Genomic DNA, 23,263 nt, shown 5'->3' with positions numbered 1-23,263 from the left:
TTGGAAACAGATGATCCCTCGTTATTCCCGGCCGGAAATGGTCGCCATCTGGTCGCCCGAAACCCGGTTCCGCATCTGGTTCGAGATCGAGGCGCATGCCTGCGATGCGTTGGCCGAGCTCGGCGTCATTCCGAAAGAGGCCGCGAAAACAATTTGGGAAAAGGGCGGCGCCGCCAAATTCGACGTCGACAAAATCGACGAGATCGAGCGCGTCACGAAGCACGACGTGATTGCTTTCCTGACCCATCTCGCCGAATTCGTCGGGCCGGACGCCCGCTTCATTCACCAGGGCATGACCTCGTCGGACGTTCTCGACACTTGCCTTGCGGTGCAATTGACGCGCGCCAGCGACATCCTGCTTGCAGACATCGACGCCCTGCTCGCGGCCCTGAAGCGCCGCGCCTTCGAGCACAAGGACACCATCACGATCGGCCGCAGCCACGGCATCCATGCCGAGCCGACGACTTTTGGGGTCAAGCTGGCGCTGGCCTATGCCGAATTCTCGCGTTGCCGCGAGCGGCTGCTACACGCGCGCGAAGACATCGCCACCTGCGCCATCTCGGGCGCGGTGGGCACCTTCGCCAACATCGATCCCTATGTCGAAGAGCATGTGGCAAGGAAGCTCGGACTGAAGCCGGAGCCTGTGTCGACGCAGGTCATCCCGCGCGACCGCCATGCGATGTTCTTCGCCACGCTCGGCGTGATCGCCTCGTCGGTCGAACGGCTGGCCGTCGAAATCCGCCATCTGCAGCGCACCGAGGTGCTGGAAGCCGAAGAATACTTCACGCCGGGGCAAAAGGGGTCGTCGGCGATGCCGCACAAGCGCAACCCGGTGCTGACCGAAAACCTCACCGGCCTCGCCCGCATGGTTCGCTCCTACGCCATGCCGGCGATGGAGGATGTGGCGCTGTGGCACGAGCGCGACATCTCGCATTCCTCGGTCGAGCGCATGATCGGGCCGGATGCGACCGTGACGCTCGATTTCGCGCTGTCGCGGCTGACCGGTGTCGTCGACAAGCTGCTCGTCTATCCCGACAACATGCTGAAGAACCTGAACAAGTTCCGCGGCCTGGTGCATTCGCAGCGCGTGCTCCTGGCGCTGACGCAAGCCGGCGTCTCGCGCGAGGATGCCTACCGGCTGGTGCAGCGCAACGCCATGAAAGTGTGGGAACAAGGGGCTGATTTCCTTGAGGAACTTCTGGCCGACAAGGAAGTGACAGCCGCGCTCCCCGACGCCGAGATCCGCGAGAAATTCGACCTCGGCTATCACACCAAGCATGTCGACACCATCTTCAAGCGGGTGTTCGGAAAGGTTGAGGTCGAGTAAAGGCGTCCGTTAGCTTGGCGCAGCCCTCGATCAAGCCTTGCCGGGCACTGTCTTGATCACCGTGCCCCAAGGATCCTCCCGCGCAGTCTCGGCCTTCACATTGTCCGAGCGCATCTCGACCCAGGCGAGACCCGACCGCGCCGGGTCGCGTCGGCCGGCGCCGGCGCTGTGCCAGGCATTGGCGCCGATATGGTGATGGTAGTGGCCGGAAGACAGGAACACCGCCTGGCCGCCATATTTGGCAACCGTGTCGAAGCCGAACTCGTCATGCCACCAGGCCTCGGCGTCCTCTGGGCGGCCGACGCGCAGATGCACATGGCCAACGATGGTGTTCTCCGGCGCGCCCTGCCAGCCGGCGTCGCCGGCCGGCACGCTGGCGACGACCGCGGGCAGGTTCAGCCGCTCGGTCGCCATGGCGATCCTGTCGCCGTTCCATTTCCAGTCCTGCGGACGGCGATCGGCATAGATCTCGATGCCGTTGCCCTCGGGGTCGGTAAGATAAAGCGCCTCGCTCACCAGGTGGTCCGACGCGCCTTCGATGCCGATACGGTTGGCGGCGGCGTGGTTGACCCAGCGGCCGAGATCGGCGCGCGACGGCAGCAGGAAGGCCGTGTGGAACAGGCCGGCGCTGCGCGGATCGTCAGGCTTGGCCGACGCGGCTGGCTCCAGCACCAGCAGCGGACGGTTGGCGGCGCCAAGCGTGATCGCGCCATCGGCGCGGCTCAGCTCCTGCAGGCCGACGACGGCGCGGTAGTAGGCGGCAAGGTTTTCAGCATCACGCGCCTTCAGGCCGACGCGCGAGACGCTGACCGGGGTGGTCGCGGCAAAAGGCAGTTCGCTCATCAAACTCTCCGTTCGGGCGCCGATCTCACCAAGGGCAGTCGCGCCGGCTTTTATTAGTCGTTCCTTTTCCTTCCTCAAATCGTCGATTGCGATCGTTCACACAAGACGGAAAGAATCGAACAGGTTGTTCACAATTGTGATGTGCAGCGTCCACCGGCATGGTTGCATGAGACAAGGCCGCTCGCTACATCGGCGCCATGAAAGTCAAGGACGCAGATATCCTCATCATACCGGGCTATACCAATTCCGGCCCCGAGCACTGGCAGACCCGCTGGCAGTCGAAGCTGTCGACGGCGCGCCGGGTCGAGCAGACCGAATGGTCAAAGCCCGTGCGCGAGGATTGGACGGCAAGCGTGGCGAAAGCCGTCAACGAGGCCGAGCGGCCGGTAGTGATCGTCGCCCATTCGCTGGGTGTGGCAGCGGCGGTGCAGGCCATTCCGCAATTCCAGAAGCCGGTCGCGGGCGCCTTTTTCGTGGCGCCGCCGGATGTCGCCAATCCGGAAATCAGGCCGAGGCATTTGATGACCTTCGGGCCCTATTCGCGCGAGCCCCTGCCCTTCCCGTCGATCGTGATCGCCAGCCGCAACGATCCTTTCTGCGCCTTCGAGGTCGCCGAGGACATTGCCGCCGCCTGGGGATCGCTTTTCATCGATGCCGGCGAGGCCGGCCATCTCAATGCCGATGCCGGGTTCGGCCCGTGGCCGGAAGGCTCGATGACCTTTGCCAAGTTCCTGACGGAACTGAAGGAACCCTGAACTGCTTGCCGGCTCTGGAAATCGGGAGCGATTTCCAGAAAGATCACGAGCAAAATCAGGGTGATACGGCGCGGCTGACTAAGAGCCGATCGAATCCCGCATGCTCTTCAGAAGCGTCTTGGCGCCGAGCGAGATCAGCGTGTGGTCCGAGCCCATGGCGAGCAGCCGGTAGCCCATCGACACCACGCGCCCCGCAACGGCCGGCTCGATGACATAGATCGCGGCATGCTTGCCTGCCTTGCGCGTCCGCTCGGCGATCGAGGCCACCGTCTCCATCATGCTTTCCAGCGTCGAATTGACGGTGCTGCCGTTCGACCAGGCGATCGAGAAATCCGACGGGCCGACAAAGATGCCGTCGATGCCGGGCGTCTCGAGGATCCCGTCGAGCGCCTCGAACGCCGCCCGCGTCTCGACCATGGCAAAGGCCATGGTGCGCTGGTTCGAGTCGCGCAGCCACTCGGCATGGTCGCCCTTGCCATGGCGCGGAAAGGCATAAGTCGGGCCCCAGGAACGCTCGCCCATCGGCGGATATTTCATCGCGGCGGCAAACTGCCGTGCATCCGCCACCGAATTCACCATCGGCGCAATCACCGCCTCGGCGCCGAAATCGAGCGCCCGGCTCGCCATGTCGAAGCGGCCGACCGGGATGCGCACCAGGGCCGGCTTGTTGGCGGCAAGCACCGGCACCAGGCCGCGCAGCACGCTGTCCTCATGGTGGCCACCATGCTGCATGTCGAGGGTGACGGCATCAAAACCCTGCTTGGCGATGATTTCGACCGTCAGCGCGTCCGGCACCCCGGACCATGCGGTGAACAGCGTTTCATCGGCAGCCAGGCGGGACTTGAGCGACATCGGAACTTTCCTTGTTAACGATCCGCAGTTTCGGCCGGAAACGGCGGCAAGGCAAAGAAAAACCGCCCGGCTCAGCCGGGCGGTCGATTGGTCCAGTGACGATTACGTGTTCTTGATCTGCTCGATCGCCTGCGCCATCAACTCTTCCATGGTGCGGCGGATCTGATGGTCCGACTGGTTGACGCCTGCGGCGTCGAAATCCTTGCGGATCTTGCGGAAGACGTCGTGATCGCCGGCTTCCTCGATGTCGGAGACTACCACCTCCTTGGCATAGACCTCCGCGTCGGCGCCGGTTTTGCCGAGCTTTTCGGCGGCCCAGAGGCCGAGCGCCCTGTTGCGGCGCGCCGAGGCCTTGAAGCGGAGCTCCTCGTCGAAAACGAATTTGCGCTCGAAGCCCTCTTCGCGGTCTTTCATGCTGCTCATGACGTCCCTCCGGTCAAATCGATTCGCTTGGCGATGAATATGTGTGCTTACCCAGCACAAACCAAAAGGCCGCGGGCCGGTCAATATGCTACGTCGCATGCTGCGCTGCGGCATTTCGGTCTCGAAACCGGTTGATCGGCAGGATTTGCCGATTGAGCAAACATTACGATTGCTATAGACACCGGCATTGAACGCTACCGTCGCCGCAACTAATTTAGGCAGACGGACAGGAACTGGTCGCTTGCCGCCTGCCCGCCAATCCAGAGAAAAAATCAGATGAAAAATCGCCGCCGCATTTACGAAGGCAAGGCCAAGATCCTCTATGAAGGACCTGAGCCGGGAACGCTGATCCAGTTCTTCAAGGATGACGCCACCGCCTTCAACAAGAAGAAACACGAGGTGGTCGACGGCAAAGGCGTGCTCAACAACCGCATTTCCGAGCACATCTTCAACCACCTCAATCGCATGGGCATCCCGACCCATTTCATCCGCCGGCTCAACATGCGCGAGCAGCTGATCAAGGAAGTCGAGATCATCCCGCTCGAAGTGGTCGTGCGCAACGTCGCCGCCGGCTCGCTGGCAAAGCGCCTCGGCATCGAGGAAGGCACGGTGCTGCCGCGCTCGATCATCGAATTCTACTACAAGGCCGATGCGCTGGACGATCCGATGGTGTCGGAAGAGCACATCACCGCCTTCGGCTGGGCAAGCCCGCAGGAAATCGACGACATCATGGCTCTGGCCATTCGCGTCAACGACTTCCTCTCCGGTCTGTTCCTCGGCGTCGGCATCCAGCTCGTCGACTTCAAGATCGAATGCGGCCGCCTGTTCGAGGGCGATATGATGCGCATTGTCGTCGCCGACGAGATCTCGCCGGATTCCTGCCGCCTGTGGGACGTGGCGACCCAGGACAAGCTCGACAAGGACCGCTTCCGCCGCGACATGGGCGGGCTGGTCGAGGCTTATCAGGAAGTCGCCCGCCGTCTCGGCATCATGAACGAGAACGAGCCGCCGCGCCCGACAGGCCCGGTGCTCGTCGCCTCTTCCGAGCCGCCCAAGGGCATGAAGCACTGACTGCCAGCGGCTTGCCTTCAACGGCAGGTCCGCCGCAAGACCGATCATTCAGGAGTACCGATGAAAGCCCGCATCACCGTGACCCTCAAGAACGGCGTTCTCGACCCGCAGGGCAAGGCGATCGAGCATGCGCTCTCGGGGCTGGGCTTCGACGGCGTCGGCCAGGTGCGCCAGGGCAAGGTGTTTGACATCGAGCTCACCGGCACCGACAAGGCCAGGGCTGAAGCCGACCTCAAGGCCATGTGCGACAAGCTTCTGGCGAACACGGTGATTGAGAACTATAGTGTGGCCATAACCTGAGGTTGCGCCGGAGGCATTGTGCCTGAAGCCACAAGCGACTTGATGTACGAGCGTCTGAAGCGTGTACACCACGAGCCTGCGGAACTTCGCCAGGACTTTTCTGAGCAGAAGCGAGAGATGAACGTGCTTCGGGGCCACATGGCGGCAACTCAAAGTGATATTCACAACATCTACGGAATTCTCGCCCGTCAAGACGATCGCCTCGAACGTATCGAGCGCCGGCCAGACCTGCGAGAGCTCGCCGAAAACCAGAGGCCTTTCGAACCGAAATGAAATCAGCCGTCGTCCTCCTGCCTGGCCTCAACCGCGACCGTGACATGATCGCGGCGCTGACCAAGATCTCCGGTCAGGCGCCGGCGACCGTCTGGCAGACGGACACTGAAATCCCCGACGTCGACCTGATCGCCATTCCCGGTGGCTTCTCCTTCGGCGACTATCTGCGCTGCGGCGCGATCGCCGCACGCATGCCGGTGATGCGGGCGGTGGCGGAAAAGGCCGCCAAGGGCGTCATGGTCATCGGCGTCTGCAACGGCTTCCAGATCCTGGTCGAGGCGGGGCTGCTGCCGGGTGCCCTGATGCGCAACGCCTCGCTGAAGTTCGTCTGCCGGCAGGTGAAGCTCGAGATCGCCAACGCCAACACCATGTTCACCCGCCGCTACCAGCCTGGACAGATCATCCGCTCGCCGGTCGCGCACCATGACGGCAATTATTTCGCCGACGCCGAAACCCTTGCCCGCCTCGAAGGCGAAGGCCAGGTGGTGTTCCGCTATGCCGAAGGCACCAATCCCAACGGCTCGATCAACGACATCGCTGGCATCGTCAGCGAGAAGGGCAATGTGCTCGGCCTGATGCCGCATCCGGAGAACCTGATCGAGGCAGCACACGGCGGCAGCGACGGCCGGGCGCTGTTCGAAGGCGCGCTTGGCATCGCCGCTTGATCCCTTTTTAGACATTTCCTTTCAAAGCGCGGGGCGGACTGTATGAGAATGACGATTACTCGCCTTGCTCTCGTGGCTGCCGCCGGGGTTGCTCTAACATCCTGCCAGTCCGGCTCGAAGACCACACCGGCGCCGTCGGGCAAGAGCGCCTCGCTGCTCGCCATGGAGCAGGTCGCGATCGCGGCGCATAAATGCTGGATCGCCAGCAAGGACCCGGCCTTCAAGGCCTACCAGATGGCCAACGAGCTCAACTCCTACAGCGGCACGCCGCGTTTCCTGCTGGTTCCGGCCAAGCACTATGGCGGCAAGCCGCTGCTTGTCGTGCAGGCGCAGGGCAATTCCAGCAAGGTGGACGTGTTCGGGCCGCTGATGGCCGAGCCGCTCGGCGCGCGCATCGGCTCCGACATCGCCCGCTGGCAGGCCGGCAACCCGTCCTGCGCCGCTGCCGCGTGAGCCTGCCATGAGCCGGTTCCTGCAGATCGCAGGACTGGTTATCGGGCTCATCGCGCTCGTCCTGCAGTTTGCGATCACCGTTCCGGCGTCGATGGCGGCAGGCCGTAGCCTGCTCGGCTCGATCGTCTTCTATTTTAGCTTCTTCACCATCCTGACCAACATCGCGGCAGTGCTGGTGCATGCTTCGCTGCTGTCACCAACCGGCTATGCCTGGTTCCCGGCCTTCGCCGGGCGGCGCATGCGCGCCGGCGTCGCGGTCGCCATAACTCTGGTCTTCATCGTCTATTCGACCGTGCTGGCGCGCCTTTGGGCGCCAGAAGGCCTGTTCCTGCTGTGCGATATCCTGCTCCACTATGTGACGCCGCTGATCTTCGTGCTGTGGTGGCTGATCGCAGGCACCGATGGGAAAACGCGCTGGCGCGACATCTCCTGGTGGATGATCTATCCGATCGCCTATCTCGCCTGTGCGCTGATACGCTCCCCATTCGCCGGCGAGGTGCCCTACCCGTTCCTCGACGTGGGGAAGAACGGCGCGGCCAGCGTCGCCATTTCGGCGCTGGCCACGACTGCGCTGTTTCTCGGCCTATGCGTGCTCGCCGTGTTTGCCGATCACGGCGTCGCCCGTCTGCGGAATTGATCCGCAGCCCGCGTCCGGGAGCGATTAGTCCCAGAACGGCCTGATGCCTTCGCGATGGGCGTCGCAGCGCGAGATGCCGATATCCTTGAGTTGCTCGTCGGTCATCTCCAGCAGAGCAAGGCGCCCGCGACGGCGCTCCAGCATCCGCCCGATCTGCCTTGCGATGGAACGAAGCACAAGCGCCAGCCGGCCGACGAAGCCGCGCCAAACCGATGAATGGCCATACAATTCAGCGCCATTGCGATGGAATGCATCAATTGTATTCATATCTCGTTCTGCCAGACTGATGAATTGTACCCGTGCCACCCGTGATCTCATATCGATTGACTCATCGCGCGGTGCAATATAGAAAATTGTCACCATGACAAATTGGCTCCCCGATCTCTCCTCTGGCTCTGGCCCCCTGTATCAGCGTCTTGCTGACAGCATTGAGTCAGATATCGACAAGGGCGTCATCGATGCCGGTGCAAAACTGCCGCCGCAGCGCGACCTCGCCTATGACATCGGCACGACTGTCGGCACGGTCGGTAGGGCGTATCAGCTGCTGCGCGAGCGCGGGTTGGTGAGCGGCGAGGTCGGGCGCGGCACCTATGTGCTCGCGCAGCATGCCGAGAACCCAAAGCCCGAGCTGGAGCCCGCCGCGCTAGGCACCCGCCTCATCGATGCCCCGGCGGGCAAGCTGCGCTTCGACAGCACCGCCGCGCCCGATGTCGGCCAGGGCGCAACCATCGCCGAGCTGCTGGCGCGGACGGCGCAGGAGCATCCGCACGACATTTCAAGTTACACGCGCGATTTTCCCGAACGCTGGTACGAGGCCGGCAGCCGCTGGCTGTCGCGCAATTCCTTCCGGCCCTCGCCCGATTCAATCGTGCCGACGCTTGGCACCCATGCCGCCGTGATGGCGGCGATCGCCGCGCTCACCACGCCAGGCGACACGATCGTCTTCGAGCATCTCACCTATTCGCAGATCTCGCGCAGCGCCGGCCTGATCGGACGCCGCACGGCGCTCGTCTCGGCGGACGATGAAGGTCTCGACCCCGACGATTTCGAGCGCGTCTGCGCGCAGAAACACCCGAAGATGATGTTCGTGATGCCGACAGCGAAAAACCCGACCTTGGTGACGCTCTCGGCGGAGCGGCGCCAGGCGATCGCGCGCATCGCGCGTGAATACAATGTCACGCTGATCGAGGACGACCTCTATGGCGAGTTGACCGACGATCCGACGCCGCTGCTTGCCGAATATGCCCCCGAACGCACGATCGTCGCCGGCGGCCTGTCGAAATCGGTCGCGGCCGGTGTGCGCGGCGGCTGGCTGTCCTGCCCGCCTGCCTACCGCCACCGCATCCGCGTCGCGCACAAGATGATGACAGGCGGCCTGCCCTTCCTGCTGGCGGAGGTCGGAACGAGGCTGGTGATGTCGGGCCAGGCCGGCGAGATCCGCAAGCGCTGCATTGCCGAGATCCAGACGCGTCTCCATGCCGTGCGCGAGACGTTGGCGGGCTTCGACTTCAAGGCATGTGACAATGTGCCCTTCGTCTGGCTCACCTTGCCGGATCCCTGGCTGTCGGGCACGTTCAAGAATGCCTGCCTGGCGCAAGGCGTGCTCATCGACGACGAGGACGAGTTCAAGGCCGGTCGTTCCGAGCAGGTCTTCCACAGCGTCCGCTTCGGTGTCTCGCAACCCCGGCAGAGCAAGGATGTCGCCGGTGGCGTCGCGGTCATCCGCCGCCTGCTCGACGAAGGCCGCGCCGGCTACGACAGTTTTTCCTGACCGCCCGGCGCGCTGCCGGCTGAGCAGGCGCCGGCACGGCAGTTTTCCGGCGTTTTTCGTCATCCGGTGGGGTGTATCGCGCGAAAGCTTGCGATAAGAGGAGACTCGAAAATCACCCTCTCCCACGGATACAAATCGCCGCTCATGACCATTTCCAATTCCGTGCCGATCACCCCCGAACTCGTCGCCGCGCATGGGCTGAAGCCCGACGAATACCAGCGCATCCTCGACCTGGTCGGCCGCGAGCCGAGCTTCACCGAACTCGGCATCTTCTCGGCGATGTGGAACGAGCACTGCTCCTACAAGTCTTCAAAAAAATGGCTGCGCACGCTGCCCACCAGCGGCCCGCAGGTCATCCAGGGACCGGGCGAGAATGCCGGCGTGGTCGACATCGGCGACGGCGACTGCGTCGTCTTTAAGATGGAGAGCCACAACCACCCGTCCTACATCGAACCCTATCAGGGAGCCGCGACCGGCGTCGGCGGCATCCTGCGCGACGTCTTCACCATGGGCGCGCGGCCGGTCGCGGCGATGAACGCGCTGCGCTTCGGCGCGCCGGACCATCCCAAGACCCGGCATCTGGTCGCCGGCGTGGTTTCAGGCATCGGCGGCTACGGCAATTCCTTCGGCGTGCCGACCGTTGGCGGCGAGGTCAATTTCGACCCGCGTTACAACGGCAACATCCTTGTCAACGCGTTCGCGGCCGGTCTCGCCAAGACCAACGCTATCTTCCTGTCAGAGGCCAAGGGCGTCGGCCTGCCGGTCGTCTATCTCGGCGCCAAGACCGGACGCGACGGCGTCGGCGGCGCCACCATGGCCTCGGCCGAATTCGACGACAAGATCGAGGAGAAGCGTCCGACCGTCCAGGTCGGCGACCCCTTCACCGAAAAATGCCTGCTGGAGGCCTGCCTCGAGCTGATGGCCTCGGGCGCGGTCATCGCCATCCAGGACATGGGTGCCGCCGGCCTCACCTGCTCGGCGGTCGAGATGGGCGCAAAGGGCGATCTCGGCATCGAGCTTGATCTCGACAAGGTACCGGTGCGCGAGGAGCGCATGAGCGCCTACGAGATGATGCTGTCGGAGAGCCAGGAACGCATGCTGATGGTGCTGCGCCCCGAAAAGGAGGAGGAAGCCGAGGCGATCTTCCGCAAATGGGGCCTCGACTTCGCCATCGTCGGCAAGACCACTGACGACCTGCGCTTCCGCGTGCTGCACCAGGGCGACGAGGTCGCCAACCTGCCGATCAAGGAACTGGGAGACCAGGCGCCGGAATATGACCGCCCGTGGGTCGAAGCGAAGAAGCCGGCGCCGCTGGCCGCAAATGACGCGCCTAAGGCCGATGTCGCCGACGCGCTGCTCAAGATGCTTGGCGGGCCGGACCTCTCCTCGCGCCGCTGGGTCTGGGAACAGTACGACACGCTGATCCAGGGTAATTCGCTGCAGCTTCCTGGCGGCGACGCCGGCGTGGTACGGGTCGACGGCCATCCGACCAAGGCGCTCGCTTTCTCCTCCGACGTCACGCCGCGCTATTGCGAGGCCGATCCTTATGAGGGCGGCAAGCAGGCGGTGGCCGAATGCTGGCGCAATCTCACCGCGACCGGTGCCTTGCCGCTTGCGGCCACGGACAACCTCAATTTCGGCAATCCGGAACGGGCGGAGATCATGGGCCAGTTTGTCGGGGCGATTAAGGGCATCGGCGATGCCTGCCGCGCGCTCGGCTTCCCGATCGTCTCCGGCAACGTCTCGCTCTACAACGAAACCAACGGCCGCGGCATCCTGCCGACGCCGACCATCGGCGGCGTCGGGCTGATCGCCGACTGGTCGAAGATGGCCCGTATCGGCTTTGCCGCCGAGGGCCAGATGATCGTGCTGGTCGGCGCACCGCCAAGCTGGGGCAGCCATCTCGGCCAGTCCGTCTATATGCGCGATATCCACGGCCGCGCCGACGGCCCGCCGCCGCCTGTCGACCTCGAACATGAAAAGCGCGTCGGCGACCATGTGCGCGCGCTGATCGCTTCCGGCATCGTGACTGCCGCGCATGACGTCTCGGACGGCGGCCTTGCCGTGGCGCTGGCCGAAATGGCGATGGCCTCCGGCATCGGCGCCACCATTCCGGGTCTTACCGGCACAGATCCGATCCCGGTCTGGTTCGGCGAGGACCAGGGCCGTTATCTCGTGACGCTGTCGGTCGACCCGCAAAGCGGCGAATGGGACAAGATCCGCGAGGAGCAGGGCAAGCTCGGCATCTTCGCGCCGTGGATCGGCACGACCGGCGGTCGTGAATTGAAACTCGGCGAGACGAGGGCCATAGCGGTCAGTGAATTGACGGCAGCCCATGAGGGCTGGTTCCCGCGTTTCATGGATCTGGCCATTTGACCAGGCTGGCGGTCCGGGCACTGCTTGCAGTCGTCTTCTGGCCGTCCCTGTTCTTCTTCTGGTTTCTCGGCCCGTTCGTCTTTCTCCTGCTGTCGACAACCTCGAGCGAGATCTGTCCGCGGCTCGAAACGCGGGCGGAGTTCCTCGCCGCGGCCAACGGCACAATCCCGATGATTGCCGTTCAGAACCTCGTCTACGCGGTTCCGATTCTTTGCCTGGTTCTGTGGGAACGCCTTTTGCCGGAGCCGGCGCGGGCAAGGCATATCGTCACTTGCGTCAAGCTCTTTGCCGCTACGGTCGTTATCGGGGCGCTTTGGGCGTATGGCTCCTCGCTTATGTGCGATGGCTACGGCCGGCCGTTTTTCTCGCCGCTCTGGCAGTGGACGAGTTACTTGCCCTTGGTCGGTATAGTGATCAACGTTCCGATCTATGTGCTGACCTTCAGTCTCGGTCGCACCTACTCGACGCCTGAGGACGTGTCCGCCGGCGATGCGGCTCAGCCGGACCGGAATGTCCCGTGAACTCCCGGTCATGGACGGAACGGCTTCAATCCGGACCGGAAAGGTTCTACGCTTAGCCCCGACTCTCCTCGTACGGGCTGCACCGCTCCCCGCTCGAAAACAGGATTTTTGTCATGGCAATGGACGCGCACGACATCGAACGGCTGATCAAGGAAGGCATTCCGGACGCCAAGGTCACGATTCGCGACCTTGCCGGCGACGGCGACCACTACGCAGCCGAAGTGGTGGCCGAAAGCTTCCGCGGCAAAAGCCGAGTGCAGCAGCACCAGATGGTCTATGATGCGCTGAAGGGCAATATGGGCGGCTTGCTGCATGCACTTGCCCTGCAGACCAGCGTTCCGGACTGAACCCTGTCCACTCAGGCTTAGCCCAAAACGCACCATCCCTTGCGCCATCACGATGGCGTCGTGGCTAACGTCTTGTTTCAGCCAACCTATGGGTTTATTTGATGGACATGCTTCGAGCCTGACTCCCACAGGCATGAAAGGATCGTCCATGAGTGGCATCAACGACTACATCGACAGCGAAGTGAAGAGCAACGACGTGGTGCTTTTCATGAAGGGCACGCCTGGCTTCCCGCAGTGCGGCTTCTCCGGCCAGGTGGTGCAAATCCTCGACTATATCGGGGCCGACTACAAAGGCGTTAACGTGCTCGACTCGGCGGAACTGCGCCAGGGCATCAAGGATTATTCCAATTGGCCGACCATCCCGCAGCTCTACGTCAAGGGCGAGTTCGTCGGCGGTTGCGACATCGTACGCGAGATGTTCCAGGCCGGCGAGTTGCAGACATTCCTCGTCGAGAAGGGCGTCAGCGTCAAAGGCGCTGCCTGATTTGAGCGCGTAGGCTGGCGGCTCGGCCGGCACGCCAAGACTCCGGGGCCACCCCACCTCGGCATTGTGGTTCCCCGATTGGGGAACGAGACGAATCTATGCGCCGGTCCACCGGCGCATGTTCGTTTGAAAGATCGGACTTTGCCGTGGACAAGCAGGTTGAAGCGACGCAACGGGCAAGCAGCTTGCCCATTCCGCGCTGGGAATTCATTGCGCTCTGCGCGGCGCTGATGGCGCTCAATTCGCTCGCCATCGATATCATGCTGCCGGCGCTGCAGCAGATCGGCGCCTCGCTCGGCGTCGAGAATGAGAACCATCGCCAGTACGTCATCACCGCCTACATCCTCGGCTTCGGCACCGGACAGCTCTTCTTCGGGCCGATCTCCGATCGTTTCGGCCGCCGTGCGCCGCTGGTCGCCGGCCTGATCATCTATGTCGCGGCGGTGGCTGCCGCTGCTGTGGCTCCAACCTTCGGCGTCCTGCTCGCCTGCCGTATCGTGCAAGGCATCGGCGCGGCGGCGACGCGCGTCATCGCCGTTTCGATCGTGCGCGACACCTTCGAGGGCCGTCGCATGGCCGAGGTGATGTCATTGATCTTCATGGTGTTCATGGCGATCCCGGTCGTCGCGCCCGGCATCGGCCAGTTCATCATGCTGTTCGCCACCTGGCACTGGATCTTCGTCACCATGGCCGTCGGCGCGCTGATCGTGTCGGCATGGTCGCTGCTGCGACTGCCGGAAACGCTGCATCCGGAATACCGCCGCCCGCTGACGGTCAACGCGGTCGTCGGCGGCTTCCGCATCGTGCTCACCAACCGCATTGCGCTTTCCTACGCCTTTGCCAGCACCTTTATCTTCGGCGCGATGTTCGGCTTCATCAATTCGGCGCAGCAGATCTATCTAGATGTCTTCCATGTCGGCGAGCTGTTCCCCTTGATTTTCGCCGGCGTTGCCGGCGTGCTCGCCTTCTCGAACTTCCTCAACGCGCGGCTCGTAGGCAAGGTCGGCATGCGCCGCCTGTCGCAAAGCGCGTTGCTCTTGTTCCTCGCCATCAGCCTGATCTGGCTCGTCGTCTCACTCGAAATGCAGATGCCGCTCTGGCTGTTCATCACCTTCTTTGCCGGTGCTATGGTGCCGTTCGGTTGCCTCGGCGCGAATTTCAACGCGCTTGCGATGGAGCCGCTCGGCGAGCTTGCCGGCACGGCGTCCTCCATCCTCGGCTTCATGCAGACCTTTCTCGGCGGCCTCCTCGGCACGTTGATAGGCCAGGCCTATAACGGCACGGTCACGCCATTGGCCGCCGGCTTCTGCAGCGTGTCCGTCGCAGCCTTGCTGATGATCTTGATTGCCGAGCGCGGGCGGCTGTTCCAGCCCCACAATCCGCCGGTTTGAGCCAATCTAGGGTGTGCCGAGATTCAGGTCAGGCCGAGTCGAAAATCGTGGATTCCGAGAACCGGAACGGAGCGGACATTTAGGTCCGTGAGTACCGGAAGCGCAGGAAGCCGCCATTTGCAGACCGGCATCACCTGAATGTCGGCGCACCCTACTCCGCCCAGAGCTCGCGGCGCAGTTGATCCCAGCTTTGTTTGTCGGGGGCCACCAGCAGGCCGCCATCGACATGCGACGGCAGATAAGGATCGCCGTCGATCCGCGCGGCGTGGCCGCCCGCTTCCTGATGGATCAGCACACCCGCAAGGTGATCCCACGGCATCAGCTTGTTGTAGACGACGAAATGTGCGTGCCCGCTGGCCAGCAGCCGGTATTCGTGCGCCGCGCAACGATAGCCGAACTGCGACAGCGCCTTGGTCTGGTTGCGCGCGAGCCGCGAGCGCTCCGGTTCCTTCAGATACTGCCACGAGACCGCGCCGGTCATCTGAGAGATCGGCACAGGCTCGGCAACCTTGACCTTCTCCAGCGCGCCATGCGCGTGGCGGATATGGCTGCCGGCCCCTTTGGCGCCGATCAGCCAGTCTTTGCCCACCGGATCGTGGATGATGCCGGCAACCGTCTCGCCTTTGACGACGACGCCCAGCATGACGCCGAAGAGCGGCACGCCGGAGGCGAAGTTGAAGGTGCCGTCGACCGGATCTATGACGAAGGCGAGTTCGGCATCGCCAAGGCCCTTAAGCAAAGCTGGATTGTCGGAGCAGGCCTCCTCGCCGACGATCATCGCCGAGGGATAACGCTCGCGCAGCCTGGCGGCGATCAGCCTTTCGGCATTGACGTCCGCCTCGGTCACCAGATCGGCCGCCGAGGTCTTCTGGCGGACGTCGCCCTCGCCCAGCCGGCGGAAGCGCGGCATGATTTCAGCCCTGGCTGCATCGGCGAGAAGGTCGGCCAGCCAGTCGATCGCGCGGTCGTCAAATGTCATCGGAAATGTCTTGCCCTGTGGTGAGGCGCGCATCGAGCGCGGCGAAGTCGAACAGTTTTCGGTCAAGCAGGTGTGAGGGCCGCACATTGGTCATGGCACGGATCATCGTGTCCTTGCGGCCAGGCATGCGTTTCTCGATGTCGTCGAGCATCGCCTTCATGGCGTTGCGCTGCAGCCCTTCCTGGCTGCCGCAGAGGTCGCACGGGATGATCGGGAACTTCATGGCGCCGGCGAACTTCTCTAGATCCACCTCGGCGCAATAGGCGAGCGGGCGAAGAACCATGACGTCGCCCTCGTCGTTGATAAGCTTGGGCGGCATGGCGGCGAGACGCCCGCCATGAAAGAGGTTCATGAAGAAGGTTTCGAGGATGTCCTCGCGGTGGTGGCCAAGCACCAGCGCCGAGCACCCCTCTTCGCGCGCGATGCGGTAGAGATGGCCGCGCCTCAGCCGCGAGCAGAGCGAGCAATAGGTGCTGCCCTCGGGCAGCTTGTCGGTGACCACCGAATAGGTGTCCTGGTACTCGATGCGATGCGGGATGCCGTTGGCTGTGAGATAGTCCGGCAGGATGTGTTTCGGAAAATTCGGCTGGCCCTGGTCGAGATTGCAGGCGAGCAGCTCGACCGGCAGCAGGCCACGCCATTTGAGGTCGAGCAGCAAGGCGAGCAGGCCATAGGAATCCTTGCCGCCGGAGAGCGCCACCAGCCAGCGCTGGCCGGGCTTCAACATGGCGAAGTCCTCGATCGCCTGGCGGGTGAGCCTCAAGAGCCGCTTGCGCAGCTTGTTGAACTCGACCGAGGACGGCACGTCGCGAAACAGCGGATGAAACCCGCCCTCTCCCTCGTCGGCGATCGGCTCAAGCGATTTGACGTCTGGCAGCATGTTCATGGCGCGTAGGCCCCGCGATCTTTGCTGCCGCTGGACTTAACGGACATGACCGACAAAGAAAAGGCCGCCTCGAGGGCGGCCTTCGATGATCTCGCTGATTGACTTAGATCAGCGCGAATAGAATTCGACGACCAGGTTCGGTTCCATCTGGACAGCGAACGGCACGTCCGCCAGGCCGGGAACGCGGCTGTAGGTCGCGGTCATCTTGTTGTGGTCGGCCTCGATGTAGTCCGGCACGTCGCGCTCGGCAAGACCGACCGATTCCAAGACGATGACGAGTTGCTTCGACTTCTCGCGCACCTCGATGACGTCGCCCGGCTTGCAGCGGTACGAACCGATATTGGTGCGCTTGCCGTTGACGTTGACGTGGCCGTGGTTGACGAACTGACGGGCGGCGAAGATGGTCGGCGCGAACTTGGCGCGATAGACGATCGCGTCGAGACGCGACTCCAGCAGGCCGATCAGGTTCTCGGAAGTGTCGCCCTTGCGGCGGTTGGCCTCTTCATAGACCTTGCGGAACTGCTTTTCCGAAACGTCGCCATAGTGGCCCTTCAGCTTCTGCTTGGCGCGCAGCTGCAGGCCGAAGTCGGAAAGCTTGCCCTTGCGGCGCTGGCCGTGCTGGCCGGGGCCGTATTCACGCTTGTTGACCGGGGACTTCGGGCGGCCCCAGATGTTTTCGCCGAGACGGCGGTCGATCTTGTATTTCGCGGATTCGCGCTTGCTCATCGCATTCCCTTTCAAAACGATATACCCGGAACCCCATGGCTCCGGGTGAAGGAAACGCGCCCTCCTCTGGCCTCCGTTTTCGAGACCTGACAGGGTTTTCCACGCAACGCGACGGAAAACCCACGGGACACGTCAGTTCGAACAAGACCGCCGACAGACTGGCTTCCGGTGAGGTCTCGCCCATGCAAAAGAAACCACCGGGCGTCGCCACCCGGTGTTGGAAGGCCTGTTAAACAGAGATTTAACCGGTGTCAAGCTTGTGACTGGCGACGCAGCGGGCGACTCTATACCATCCTGCGTTGCATGCGGTGCCAGATGTGGCGGACGCCGACGGCATCGGGGCGGGGTACAACTATTTTGGACGTAAGCTTGCCCTGACACTTTGATGAAGGGACTGGAGCAGAGGAGTCCGAATTCCCATGAAGACGTTCTTCCTTACGTTGACCGGAGCCGCGGTGTTGGCGGGATCGATGGCGGTCATGGCGCCGGAGCCTGCCATGGCAAGGCACTGGCATGGCCATAAGCAGGTCTGCCGCGTCGTGGTGAAGAAACGAGTCGTCTGGCGGCACGGCCACCGTCACGTCGTTCGCTACAAGGTGCGGCACTGCTGGTGGCGCCGGTAATTGCCGGCCTCGATCCAATCCAGACGAAGCCCGCGGTTCATCCCGCGGGCTTTTTCTATCGGGGTGTCCGACCCTGGCAGCCCGACAGGAATTCATGACTTCTTGTTGGGCAGGCCTTTGCGCTTGGTTTCGGCGAATTCCTCGAGCTGCTTCTCGCTCATCGATTCATACATGTCACGCGAAGCGCCTTTGAGCTCGCTCTTCTTGATCTCGCCGCGCTTGGCCGCGAGCGCGGCGCCGGCGGCCTTCTGCTGAGCTTGTGATGTGGCGGGCATGATTAGCTCCTCCTTTGCTGTAAGGAGAAACGCTGGCCCGCGGCCGCAGTTCCAGCGCTAGCGCGCGGTCAAGCCAAAGCCCTGGATGAGCCGTTTCGTGGCGAAATCCACCTTGCCGGAGGTGAAGACGGCGATATCCGGCTCGCTATCGCCGGACGGTTCGCCGACCGGTTCGAGCAGCGACATGGCGCGCCTGGCGATCGCTTCCGCCGGATCGATCCAGTCGACAGGCCAGGGCGCCGTCTTGCGCATGCGGTTGGCCAGGAACGGATAATGCGTGCAGGCGAGCACGACGATGTCGGTGCGCTGGCCGTCGCGCTCGATGAAGCACGGCGTGATCTCGGCGCGCACGGCCTCCTCGTCGACAAAGCCCTCGCGCATATAGATCTCGGCAAGTCCGGCAAGCCTGTCGCTGCCGACCAGGCGGACATGGCATTTCTGCGCCCATTTGCTGATCAGGTCGCGCGTGTATTGGCGCTTCACCGTGCCCGGCGTCGCCAGCACCGACACCAGGCCGGAACGCGTGCGCTCCGCCGCCGGCTTGATCGCCGGCACGGTGCCGACAAAGGGATGGCCAGGGAATTTTTCGCGCAGCGCATCGATCACCAGGGTCGAGGCGGTGTTGCAGGCGATGACGGAAATCGCCGGCTGCAGCCGGTCGAGCAATTTGCCGAACAGTGCCAGTATGTGTTGCTTGAGCGCCGGCTCTTCCCATGCGCCGTAAGGAAATGCTGCATCGTCGGCGACATAGACGAAGCGGCGGTCCGGCATCAGCACGCGCGCCTCGCGCAGCACCGTCAGTCCGCCGACGCCGGAATCGAACATCAAGATCGGGCGCTGGCTTGATCGATCGTTCATTGTCATCCGACCACAGGAAGAAGCTGACCCATGATTTGGCCAACGGCGCTTCTATCCTGAACGATCATGGTCTTGAAGTGGCAAACGCCAGCAGCTTTTGCGCAATGCTGTCCTGCTCAGAGCCCGCGCTTGCCGAAACCGGCAGGACGCGGCCGGCCGAACGGCTGCGGCGCCGGACGCGTGGCTTGCGCCGCAGCCGGAGCGACGCTCGCTGCGGTCCGCTCGGCGCGCGCGGGTGCCGGCAATGAGCCCTCAAAGTCAAAAACCTCGGTCAACTCATTGATATTGCTTCCTGCGACAGGCTTCGCCCACAGGATCGTGCACCAAAGGCCGAATATGGCAAGGCCGAGCAGGTTCAGGCCGCCAGGCGCGCTCTCGGGATTGCCGAAATCGATGACTAGAAGCGTGCCTGCCTGCAGGAAGCCATAGACGCCGGAAAAGACGATATAGGACCACAGGATCCAGCTCGATCCATGGCATCGCGGCAGCGGCGCCAGGCGATATTGCCGCGCAGCGCGACGAAGATGAGCGACACAATAAGCGCGGCACCGGCCAGGCCTTGCCGCGAAGGTCCCGGCATCGAATTGATCAATCCCGCGAAGCCGATCGTTCCGGCAATGCAGAGCACGACCGCCACCGCCTCCGCTATGAACAGGCTTAGCGAATAGAAGAAGAAACGCAGACGGCCAATATTGGACGTGAACATTTTCTACCCCACCGTTTCAATAACGATGGATCAAAACCGTATAATATTCGGTTACTTTGAAGGATCGGCTCTCACAGATTTTAACTTTCTTTGTCCGCTGGTCGCCTGCGCGCAGCCGGCACCCGCCTCGGATCGTCTCCCGGCGAGCCGTCGCCTCGTGGCATTGCCGGAGAAAACCTGTCGAGCGACGAGATGATGCCGCGCAGCACCTTAAGCTCCGGCTCGGCGAAGCCCGCCCGCGTCAGCACGGCGCGCAGATTGTCGACCATCTTCGGCTTCTTCTCTTCCGGACGGAAATAGCCTCGCGCCTCAAGCGCCCCTTCGAGATAGGTGAACAGGCTGTGAAGCTGTTCCTTGGTCGCCGGAACGAGCTCCGGTCCGGAAAAGTTGGTCGCGGTCTCTTCGGCGAGGCTGGACTTCATCCATTCATAGGACATCAACAGCACGGCTTGCGCGATGTTGAGCGAGGAGAAGCTGGGATCGACCGGAAAAGTGACGATCTCGTCGGCGAGGCCGACCTCTTCATTGTAGAGGCCGAAACGCTCGCGGCCGAAAAGAATCCCGGTGCGCAGCCCGGCCCCAACGCGGGCCCGGAGCGCCCTGCCCGCTTCCACCGGGCCGCGCACCGGCTTGAAGCCGTCACGCTCGCGCGCCGTGGTGGCGAAGACGAAGTTGAGGTCGGCGACCGCCGAGGCAAGGTCGTCGAACACCCTTGTCGCATCGATGACATGGTCGGCGCGGCTGGCGGCCGCGCGCGCCTTCTCGCTCGGCCAGCCATCGCGCGGATTGACCAGGCGCAGCTCCGAAAGGCCGAAATTCGCCATGGCGCGCGCGACCATGCCGATATTCTCGCCGAGCTGCGGCTCGACAAGGATGATCGCCGGTCCGGCGGGATTGGCGGCATCGTTCGCGGCTGGCATGGCTCTCCGTACATAGGGTTTGCGGCGTTTCGGCGTCCCCTGCCACATCCGGCCCGGAAAATGAAGCATTCACAAGCGCGGCACCGGTCTGCGGCTGGCTCATCGCGGTTTGCGCGCTCAAAAAGGCTTTGATATACGCTCCGCAACCCCGGCCGAAACCATGCGGGCAAGGCCGTTCAGATCCCCCAGCAACGAGGCATTCTTTCCATGGCGAAGATCAAGGTGGCGAACCCGGTCGTCGAGCTCGACGGCGACGAGATGACCCGCATCATCTGGCAGTTCATCAAGGACAAGCTGATCCACCCCTATCTCGACCTCAAGCTGGACTATTTCGACCTCGGCATCGAGAACCGCGACGCCACCAATGACCAGGTGACGATCGACTCCGCCAACGCGATCAAGAAATACGGCGTCGGCGTGAAATGCGCGACGATCACGCCCGACGAGGCGCGCGTCGAGGAATTCAAGCTGAAGAAGATGTGGAAGTCGCCGAACGGCACCATCCGCAACATCCTCGGCGGCACCATCTTCCGCGAGCCGATCATCATGAAGAACGTGCCGCGCCTGGTGCCGGGCTGGACCAAGCCGATCGTCGTCGGCCGTCACGCCTTCGGCGATCAGTACCGCGCCACCGACTTCCGCTTCCCCGGCAAGGGCAAGCTGACGATCAAGTTCGTCGGCGAGGACGGCCAAGTGATCGAGCACGACGTCTATGACGCGCCGGGCGCCGGTGTCGCGATGGCCATGTACAATCTCGACGAGTCGATCCGCGAGTTTGCCCGAGCTTCGCTGAACTACGGCCTGCTGCGCAACTTCCCGGTCTATCTGTCGACCAAGAACACCATTCTCAAGGCCTATGACGGCCGCTTCAAGGACATCTTCCAGGAAGTTTACGAGAAGGAATTCGAGGCTGAGTTCAAGGCGAGAAAACTCTGGTACGAGCACCGCCTGATCGACGACATGGTGGCTTCCAGCCTGAAATGGTCGGGCGGCTATGTCTGGGCCTGCAAGAACTATGACGGCGACGTTCAGTCCGACACGGTGGCGCAAGGGTTCGGCTCGCTCGGCCTGATGACCTCGGTGCTGATGACGCCGGACGGCAAGACGGTGGAAGCGGAAGCCGCGCACGGCACTGTCACCCGCCACTATCGCCAGCACCAGAAGGGCGAGGAAACCTCGACCAATTCGATCGCCTCGATCTTCGCCTGGACGCGCGGCCTCGCCCACCGCGCCAAGCTCGACGACAATGCCGAACTGAAGCGCTTCGCCGAGACGCTGGAAAAGGTCTGCATCCAGACCGTCGAGGCCGGCTTCATGACCAAGGACCTGTCGCTGCTGATCGGCCCCGACCAGCCCTGGCTGTCGACCACCGGCTTCCTCGACAAGATCGACGAGAATCTGCAGAAGGCCATGGGGTGACGATGCGGACCTTGGCCGACAAGGTCCGCATCTGTGCGGCAAACAATGCCGATCTCTACGAAGCGGTGTTTCGGGCTCTCGGATTAAGGGAGCACCGAAATCCGTTCATTTGGTGGAGTGAGTCGCCGGCTCCACCTTATTACTCCAATCTGACGACGTTGGATTCCGACCCAATCGAGCTTCAACTGAAAGCGGTCAAGCAGTTAAGTTTGGCGCTTGAAGGTCCCTTTGCAGTCAAGGACGGGTTTTGTCGGCTCGACCTTGCCGATCTCGGGTTCAAGCTTCTTTTCGGGGCAAGCTGGATATGGGCTGATCCGAATAGTGCAATCGGCGACACCGGTGGTCGCATGGCAGTTGGATGGCAGCGCATCTGTGATGCCGATGCGCTCAGAGCCTGGGAAAATGCATGGGCTTCCGACAACCCAAGTGACCGACGCGTGTTCCCACCGGCAATACTCGACAACCCTGGCGTTGCATTTTTTGGGCGCGCCACCACCGATGGCTTTGATGCCGGCTGCATCGTGAACCGCTCGCCAGAGGCAATGGGCCTATCGAATGTGTTTGCGAAAGGCAACGACGCTGAAACCGTCTATCGAGATGCCGCGAATGCAGCTTTTGCCCACGCCAACGGGCTTCCGCTCGTGGGATATGAACATGGTGACGCGCTGCGCGTGGCGCACATAACCGGCTTCGAACCGGTCGGGGACTTGCGCATTTGGCTTCAGCTTAGCGAGTGAACAGCTTGAACACCCCCCTCATCTACGGCTCCGACTACAGCGTCTATGTTCGTATCGTAAGGATTGCGCTGGAGGAGAAGGGCATCGACTATGAATTGGTGCCGGTCGACATCTTCGCGACCGACGGCATTCCGGCCTGGTACCTCGAACACCACCCGTTCGGCCGCATCCCGGCCTTCGAGCATGACGGTTTTCGCCTGTTCGAGACCGGCGCGATCGCGCGCTATGTCGACGAGGCCTTCGCCGGTCCGGCCCTGCAGCCCACGGATCCGCGCGGTCGCGCGAGGATGGGCCAGATTGCTGGCATGCTCGATGCCTATGGCTACCGCGCCATGGTCTGGGACGTCGCGGTCGAGCGGCTAGAGAAGGCGCCAGCCGACGAGGATCTGATCGCCGGTGGCCTAATCCAGGCGGAGACGGTGCTGAAAGTGCTGACCTCACTGAAGGCGAAAGGCCCATGGCTGCTGGGCGAGCAGCTGACGCTGGCCGACCTGCACGCAGCTCCGATCATCGCCTATTTCGTCAAGGTTGCCGAAGGACGCGACATGCTGGCGCGGTTTCCCGATATTCAAGGCTGGTATTCGCGCATGGCTGACCGCCCGAGCTTTGCCAAGACGGAGAAGGCTGGCTGAAGCAAGCGCGTCC

The 23,263-nt window shown here is 63.0% G+C and carries 29 protein-coding genes; 18 read left to right on the top strand and 11 right to left on the bottom strand.

All coding sequences use genetic code 11. The annotated features are described in order from the left end of the window. Nucleotides 1-10 precede the first annotated feature (10 nt). Nucleotides 11-1,327 carry an adenylosuccinate lyase gene (gene purB, locus AU465_RS24265; protein WP_192253935.1) on the top strand — a complete coding sequence of 439 codons (1,317 nt, stop codon included), beginning with the start codon at nucleotides 11-13 and terminating at the stop codon, nucleotides 1,325-1,327. Between the two features lie 30 nt (nucleotides 1,328-1,357). Here purB and AU465_RS24260 read toward each other — a convergent pair whose 3' ends face one another. Beyond that, complete coding sequence (locus tag AU465_RS24260; protein WP_192253934.1) at nucleotides 1,358-2,170, bottom strand: VOC family protein; 813 nt, start codon at nucleotides 2,168-2,170, stop codon at nucleotides 1,358-1,360. 197 nt (nucleotides 2,171-2,367) lie between these two features. Here AU465_RS24260 and AU465_RS24255 point away from each other — a divergent pair, with 197 nt between their 5' ends. After that, a complete protein-coding gene (locus AU465_RS24255) occupies nucleotides 2,368-2,925 on the top strand; it encodes an RBBP9/YdeN family alpha/beta hydrolase (RefSeq protein WP_192253933.1) in 558 nt (185 codons plus the stop codon). A 78-nt stretch (nucleotides 2,926-3,003) separates the two neighbouring features. On the opposite strand, the gene AU465_RS24250 is transcribed toward AU465_RS24255, so the two are convergent. Then, nucleotides 3,004-3,777, bottom strand: a complete 774-nt coding sequence (locus AU465_RS24250; RefSeq protein WP_192253931.1) for an HpcH/HpaI aldolase family protein — start codon at nucleotides 3,775-3,777, stop codon at nucleotides 3,004-3,006. Between the two features lie 102 nt (nucleotides 3,778-3,879). Further along, nucleotides 3,880-4,200: a DUF1476 domain-containing protein gene (locus tag AU465_RS24245; RefSeq protein ID WP_192253929.1), complete on the bottom strand. Its 321-nt coding sequence runs from the start codon at nucleotides 4,198-4,200 to the stop codon at nucleotides 3,880-3,882. 276 nt (nucleotides 4,201-4,476) lie between these two features. On the opposite strand from AU465_RS24245, the gene purC reads away from it, so the two are divergent. Genes purC through AU465_RS24215 form a run of 6 tightly spaced genes read left to right on the top strand, consistent with a single transcriptional unit; the run spans nucleotide 4,477 to nucleotide 7,599 of the window. Next, entirely contained in the window at nucleotides 4,477-5,271 is a 795-nt protein-coding gene (purC, locus tag AU465_RS24240; RefSeq protein WP_124997632.1) for a phosphoribosylaminoimidazolesuccinocarboxamide synthase, read from the top strand. Nucleotides 5,272-5,331: 60 nt separating this feature from the next. Then, the gene (purS, locus tag AU465_RS24235; RefSeq protein ID WP_192253926.1) at nucleotides 5,332-5,571 is read left to right on the top strand and encodes a phosphoribosylformylglycinamidine synthase subunit PurS; all 240 of its coding nucleotides are present in this window, start codon (nucleotides 5,332-5,334) and stop codon (nucleotides 5,569-5,571) included. An 18-nt stretch (nucleotides 5,572-5,589) separates the two neighbouring features. Continuing rightward, a complete protein-coding gene (locus tag AU465_RS24230) occupies nucleotides 5,590-5,844 on the top strand; it encodes a hypothetical protein (RefSeq protein ID WP_192253924.1) in 255 nt (84 codons plus the stop codon). Next, nucleotides 5,841-6,509: a phosphoribosylformylglycinamidine synthase subunit PurQ gene (gene purQ, locus AU465_RS24225; protein WP_192253922.1), complete on the top strand. Its 669-nt coding sequence runs from the start codon at nucleotides 5,841-5,843 to the stop codon at nucleotides 6,507-6,509. The genes AU465_RS24230 and purQ overlap by 4 nt, the downstream gene beginning before the upstream one ends. A 42-nt stretch (nucleotides 6,510-6,551) precedes the next feature. After that, complete coding sequence (locus AU465_RS24220) at nucleotides 6,552-6,962, top strand: hypothetical protein (protein WP_192253920.1); 411 nt, start codon at nucleotides 6,552-6,554, stop codon at nucleotides 6,960-6,962. Between the two features lie 7 nt (nucleotides 6,963-6,969). Beyond that, entirely contained in the window at nucleotides 6,970-7,599 is a 630-nt protein-coding gene (locus AU465_RS24215; RefSeq protein WP_192253918.1) for a Pr6Pr family membrane protein, read from the top strand. A 24-nt stretch (nucleotides 7,600-7,623) separates the two neighbouring features. Here the strand turns inward: AU465_RS24215 and AU465_RS24210 are convergent, their stop codons facing one another. Continuing rightward, nucleotides 7,624-7,866: a DUF1127 domain-containing protein gene (locus AU465_RS24210; RefSeq protein WP_192254047.1), complete on the bottom strand. Its 243-nt coding sequence runs from the start codon at nucleotides 7,864-7,866 to the stop codon at nucleotides 7,624-7,626. A 94-nt stretch (nucleotides 7,867-7,960) separates the two neighbouring features. Here AU465_RS24210 and AU465_RS24205 point away from each other — a divergent pair, with 94 nt between their 5' ends. The 6 genes from AU465_RS24205 to AU465_RS24180 all read left to right on the top strand — a co-directional run bounded on the left by AU465_RS24205 (nucleotide 7,961) and on the right by AU465_RS24180 (nucleotide 14,489). Further along, nucleotides 7,961-9,370 (top strand): aminotransferase-like domain-containing protein, encoded by a 1,410-nt coding sequence (locus tag AU465_RS24205; RefSeq protein ID WP_192253916.1) that lies wholly within the window; start codon nucleotides 7,961-7,963, stop codon nucleotides 9,368-9,370. A 144-nt stretch (nucleotides 9,371-9,514) separates the two neighbouring features. Then, nucleotides 9,515-11,746 (top strand): phosphoribosylformylglycinamidine synthase subunit PurL, encoded by a 2,232-nt coding sequence (gene purL, locus AU465_RS24200; protein ID WP_192253914.1) that lies wholly within the window; start codon nucleotides 9,515-9,517, stop codon nucleotides 11,744-11,746. Further along, on the top strand, nucleotides 11,743-12,267 hold the full coding sequence (locus tag AU465_RS24195) for a hypothetical protein (protein ID WP_192253913.1): 525 nt from the start codon (nucleotides 11,743-11,745) through the stop codon (nucleotides 12,265-12,267). The genes purL and AU465_RS24195 overlap by 4 nt, the downstream gene beginning before the upstream one ends. 113 nt (nucleotides 12,268-12,380) lie before the next feature. Beyond that, complete coding sequence (locus AU465_RS24190) at nucleotides 12,381-12,614, top strand: BolA/IbaG family iron-sulfur metabolism protein (protein WP_192253911.1); 234 nt, start codon at nucleotides 12,381-12,383, stop codon at nucleotides 12,612-12,614. A gap of 148 nt (nucleotides 12,615-12,762) precedes the next feature. Then, nucleotides 12,763-13,098, top strand: a complete 336-nt coding sequence (gene grxD, locus AU465_RS24185; protein WP_120015458.1) for a Grx4 family monothiol glutaredoxin — start codon at nucleotides 12,763-12,765, stop codon at nucleotides 13,096-13,098. 146 nt (nucleotides 13,099-13,244) lie between these two features. After that, nucleotides 13,245-14,489 carry a multidrug effflux MFS transporter gene (locus tag AU465_RS24180; RefSeq protein ID WP_312891306.1) on the top strand — a complete coding sequence of 415 codons (1,245 nt, stop codon included), beginning with the start codon at nucleotides 13,245-13,247 and terminating at the stop codon, nucleotides 14,487-14,489. Between the two features lie 151 nt (nucleotides 14,490-14,640). Here the strand turns inward: AU465_RS24180 and AU465_RS24175 are convergent, their stop codons facing one another. From AU465_RS24175 to rpsD, 3 genes are all read right to left on the bottom strand, one after another. Next, on the bottom strand, nucleotides 14,641-15,468 hold the full coding sequence (locus AU465_RS24175) for an inositol monophosphatase family protein (protein ID WP_192253907.1): 828 nt from the start codon (nucleotides 15,466-15,468) through the stop codon (nucleotides 14,641-14,643). Further along, a complete protein-coding gene (ttcA, locus tag AU465_RS24170) occupies nucleotides 15,458-16,354 on the bottom strand; it encodes a tRNA 2-thiocytidine(32) synthetase TtcA (RefSeq protein ID WP_192253905.1) in 897 nt (298 codons plus the stop codon). Before ttcA ends, AU465_RS24175 begins: the two co-directional genes overlap by 11 nt. Nucleotides 16,355-16,462: 108 nt before the next feature. Continuing rightward, a complete protein-coding gene (gene rpsD, locus AU465_RS24165) occupies nucleotides 16,463-17,080 on the bottom strand; it encodes a 30S ribosomal protein S4 (protein ID WP_192253904.1) in 618 nt (205 codons plus the stop codon). A 419-nt stretch (nucleotides 17,081-17,499) separates the two neighbouring features. On the opposite strand from rpsD, the gene AU465_RS24160 reads away from it, so the two are divergent. Beyond that, complete coding sequence (locus tag AU465_RS24160; RefSeq protein ID WP_192253903.1) at nucleotides 17,500-17,703, top strand: hypothetical protein; 204 nt, start codon at nucleotides 17,500-17,502, stop codon at nucleotides 17,701-17,703. Between the two features lie 92 nt (nucleotides 17,704-17,795). On the opposite strand, the gene AU465_RS24155 is transcribed toward AU465_RS24160, so the two are convergent. The 4 genes from AU465_RS24155 to AU465_RS24140 form a co-directional block, all read right to left on the bottom strand. Next, on the bottom strand, nucleotides 17,796-17,978 hold the full coding sequence (locus tag AU465_RS24155; protein WP_192253902.1) for a DUF3008 family protein: 183 nt from the start codon (nucleotides 17,976-17,978) through the stop codon (nucleotides 17,796-17,798). A gap of 57 nt (nucleotides 17,979-18,035) precedes the next feature. After that, the gene (gene murI, locus AU465_RS24150; RefSeq protein WP_192253901.1) at nucleotides 18,036-18,836 is read right to left on the bottom strand and encodes a glutamate racemase; all 801 of its coding nucleotides are present in this window, start codon (nucleotides 18,834-18,836) and stop codon (nucleotides 18,036-18,038) included. 397 nt (nucleotides 18,837-19,233) lie between these two features. Beyond that, on the bottom strand, nucleotides 19,234-19,542 hold the full coding sequence (locus AU465_RS24145) for a hypothetical protein (protein ID WP_192253900.1): 309 nt from the start codon (nucleotides 19,540-19,542) through the stop codon (nucleotides 19,234-19,236). Nucleotides 19,543-19,622: 80 nt separating this feature from the next. Next, nucleotides 19,623-20,462, bottom strand: coding sequence for an RNA methyltransferase (locus AU465_RS24140; RefSeq protein WP_192253899.1), 840 nt, complete (start codon nucleotides 20,460-20,462; stop codon nucleotides 19,623-19,625). Nucleotides 20,463-20,669: 207 nt separating this feature from the next. Here AU465_RS24140 and AU465_RS24135 point away from each other — a divergent pair, with 207 nt between their 5' ends. From AU465_RS24135 to AU465_RS24125, 3 genes are read left to right on the top strand one after another with little or no spacing between them, the layout of a single operon-like run. Further along, the gene (locus AU465_RS24135) at nucleotides 20,670-21,881 is read left to right on the top strand and encodes an NADP-dependent isocitrate dehydrogenase (protein WP_192253898.1); all 1,212 of its coding nucleotides are present in this window, start codon (nucleotides 20,670-20,672) and stop codon (nucleotides 21,879-21,881) included. 2 nt (nucleotides 21,882-21,883) lie between these two features. After that, nucleotides 21,884-22,618 (top strand): hypothetical protein, encoded by a 735-nt coding sequence (locus AU465_RS24130; RefSeq protein WP_192254044.1) that lies wholly within the window; start codon nucleotides 21,884-21,886, stop codon nucleotides 22,616-22,618. Between the two features lie 5 nt (nucleotides 22,619-22,623). Then, entirely contained in the window at nucleotides 22,624-23,250 is a 627-nt protein-coding gene (locus tag AU465_RS24125) for a glutathione S-transferase family protein (RefSeq protein WP_192253897.1), read from the top strand. Nucleotides 23,251-23,263: the final 13 nt, after the last annotated feature.

Source organism: Mesorhizobium silamurunense (genome assembly GCF_014843905.1).
Taxonomy (GTDB): Bacteria; Pseudomonadota; Alphaproteobacteria; order Rhizobiales; family Rhizobiaceae; genus Mesorhizobium; species Mesorhizobium silamurunense.
Note: the sequence above shows the minus strand (reverse complement) of the source record. Positions and strands in the feature narration are given on the sequence as shown.

Bases quoted from the DNA above. Each gene is read 5' to 3' on its own strand.
- purB (WP_192253935.1), top strand. From the start codon at position 11: ATGATCCCTCGTTATTCCCGGCCGGAAATGGTCGCCATCTGGTCGCCC.
- AU465_RS24260 (WP_192253934.1), bottom strand. From the start codon at position 2,170: ATGAGCGAACTGCCTTTTGCCGCGACCACCCCGGTCAGCGTCTCGCGC.
- AU465_RS24255 (WP_192253933.1), top strand. From the start codon at position 2,368: ATGAAAGTCAAGGACGCAGATATCCTCATCATACCGGGCTATACCAAT.
- AU465_RS24250 (WP_192253931.1), bottom strand. From the start codon at position 3,777: ATGTCGCTCAAGTCCCGCCTGGCTGCCGATGAAACGCTGTTCACCGCA.
- AU465_RS24245 (WP_192253929.1), bottom strand. From the start codon at position 4,200: ATGAGCAGCATGAAAGACCGCGAAGAGGGCTTCGAGCGCAAATTCGTT.
- purC (WP_124997632.1), top strand. From the start codon at position 4,477: ATGAAAAATCGCCGCCGCATTTACGAAGGCAAGGCCAAGATCCTCTAT.
- purS (WP_192253926.1), top strand. From the start codon at position 5,332: ATGAAAGCCCGCATCACCGTGACCCTCAAGAACGGCGTTCTCGACCCG.
- purQ (WP_192253922.1), top strand. From the start codon at position 5,841: ATGAAATCAGCCGTCGTCCTCCTGCCTGGCCTCAACCGCGACCGTGAC.
- AU465_RS24220 (WP_192253920.1), top strand. From the start codon at position 6,552: ATGAGAATGACGATTACTCGCCTTGCTCTCGTGGCTGCCGCCGGGGTT.
- AU465_RS24215 (WP_192253918.1), top strand. From the start codon at position 6,970: ATGAGCCGGTTCCTGCAGATCGCAGGACTGGTTATCGGGCTCATCGCG.
- AU465_RS24210 (WP_192254047.1), bottom strand. From the start codon at position 7,866: ATGAATACAATTGATGCATTCCATCGCAATGGCGCTGAATTGTATGGC.
- AU465_RS24205 (WP_192253916.1), top strand. From the start codon at position 7,961: ATGACAAATTGGCTCCCCGATCTCTCCTCTGGCTCTGGCCCCCTGTAT.
- purL (WP_192253914.1), top strand. From the start codon at position 9,515: ATGACCATTTCCAATTCCGTGCCGATCACCCCCGAACTCGTCGCCGCG.
- AU465_RS24190 (WP_192253911.1), top strand. From the start codon at position 12,381: ATGGCAATGGACGCGCACGACATCGAACGGCTGATCAAGGAAGGCATT.
- grxD (WP_120015458.1), top strand. From the start codon at position 12,763: ATGAGTGGCATCAACGACTACATCGACAGCGAAGTGAAGAGCAACGAC.
- AU465_RS24175 (WP_192253907.1), bottom strand. From the start codon at position 15,468: ATGACATTTGACGACCGCGCGATCGACTGGCTGGCCGACCTTCTCGCC.
- ttcA (WP_192253905.1), bottom strand. From the start codon at position 16,354: ATGAACATGCTGCCAGACGTCAAATCGCTTGAGCCGATCGCCGACGAG.
- rpsD (WP_192253904.1), bottom strand. From the start codon at position 17,080: ATGAGCAAGCGCGAATCCGCGAAATACAAGATCGACCGCCGTCTCGGC.
- AU465_RS24160 (WP_192253903.1), top strand. From the start codon at position 17,500: ATGAAGACGTTCTTCCTTACGTTGACCGGAGCCGCGGTGTTGGCGGGA.
- AU465_RS24155 (WP_192253902.1), bottom strand. From the start codon at position 17,978: ATGCCCGCCACATCACAAGCTCAGCAGAAGGCCGCCGGCGCCGCGCTC.
- murI (WP_192253901.1), bottom strand. From the start codon at position 18,836: ATGAACGATCGATCAAGCCAGCGCCCGATCTTGATGTTCGATTCCGGC.
- AU465_RS24145 (WP_192253900.1), bottom strand. From the start codon at position 19,542: ATGTTCACGTCCAATATTGGCCGTCTGCGTTTCTTCTTCTATTCGCTA.
- AU465_RS24140 (WP_192253899.1), bottom strand. From the start codon at position 20,462: ATGCCAGCCGCGAACGATGCCGCCAATCCCGCCGGACCGGCGATCATC.
- AU465_RS24135 (WP_192253898.1), top strand. From the start codon at position 20,670: ATGGCGAAGATCAAGGTGGCGAACCCGGTCGTCGAGCTCGACGGCGAC.
- AU465_RS24130 (WP_192254044.1), top strand. From the start codon at position 21,884: ATGCGGACCTTGGCCGACAAGGTCCGCATCTGTGCGGCAAACAATGCC.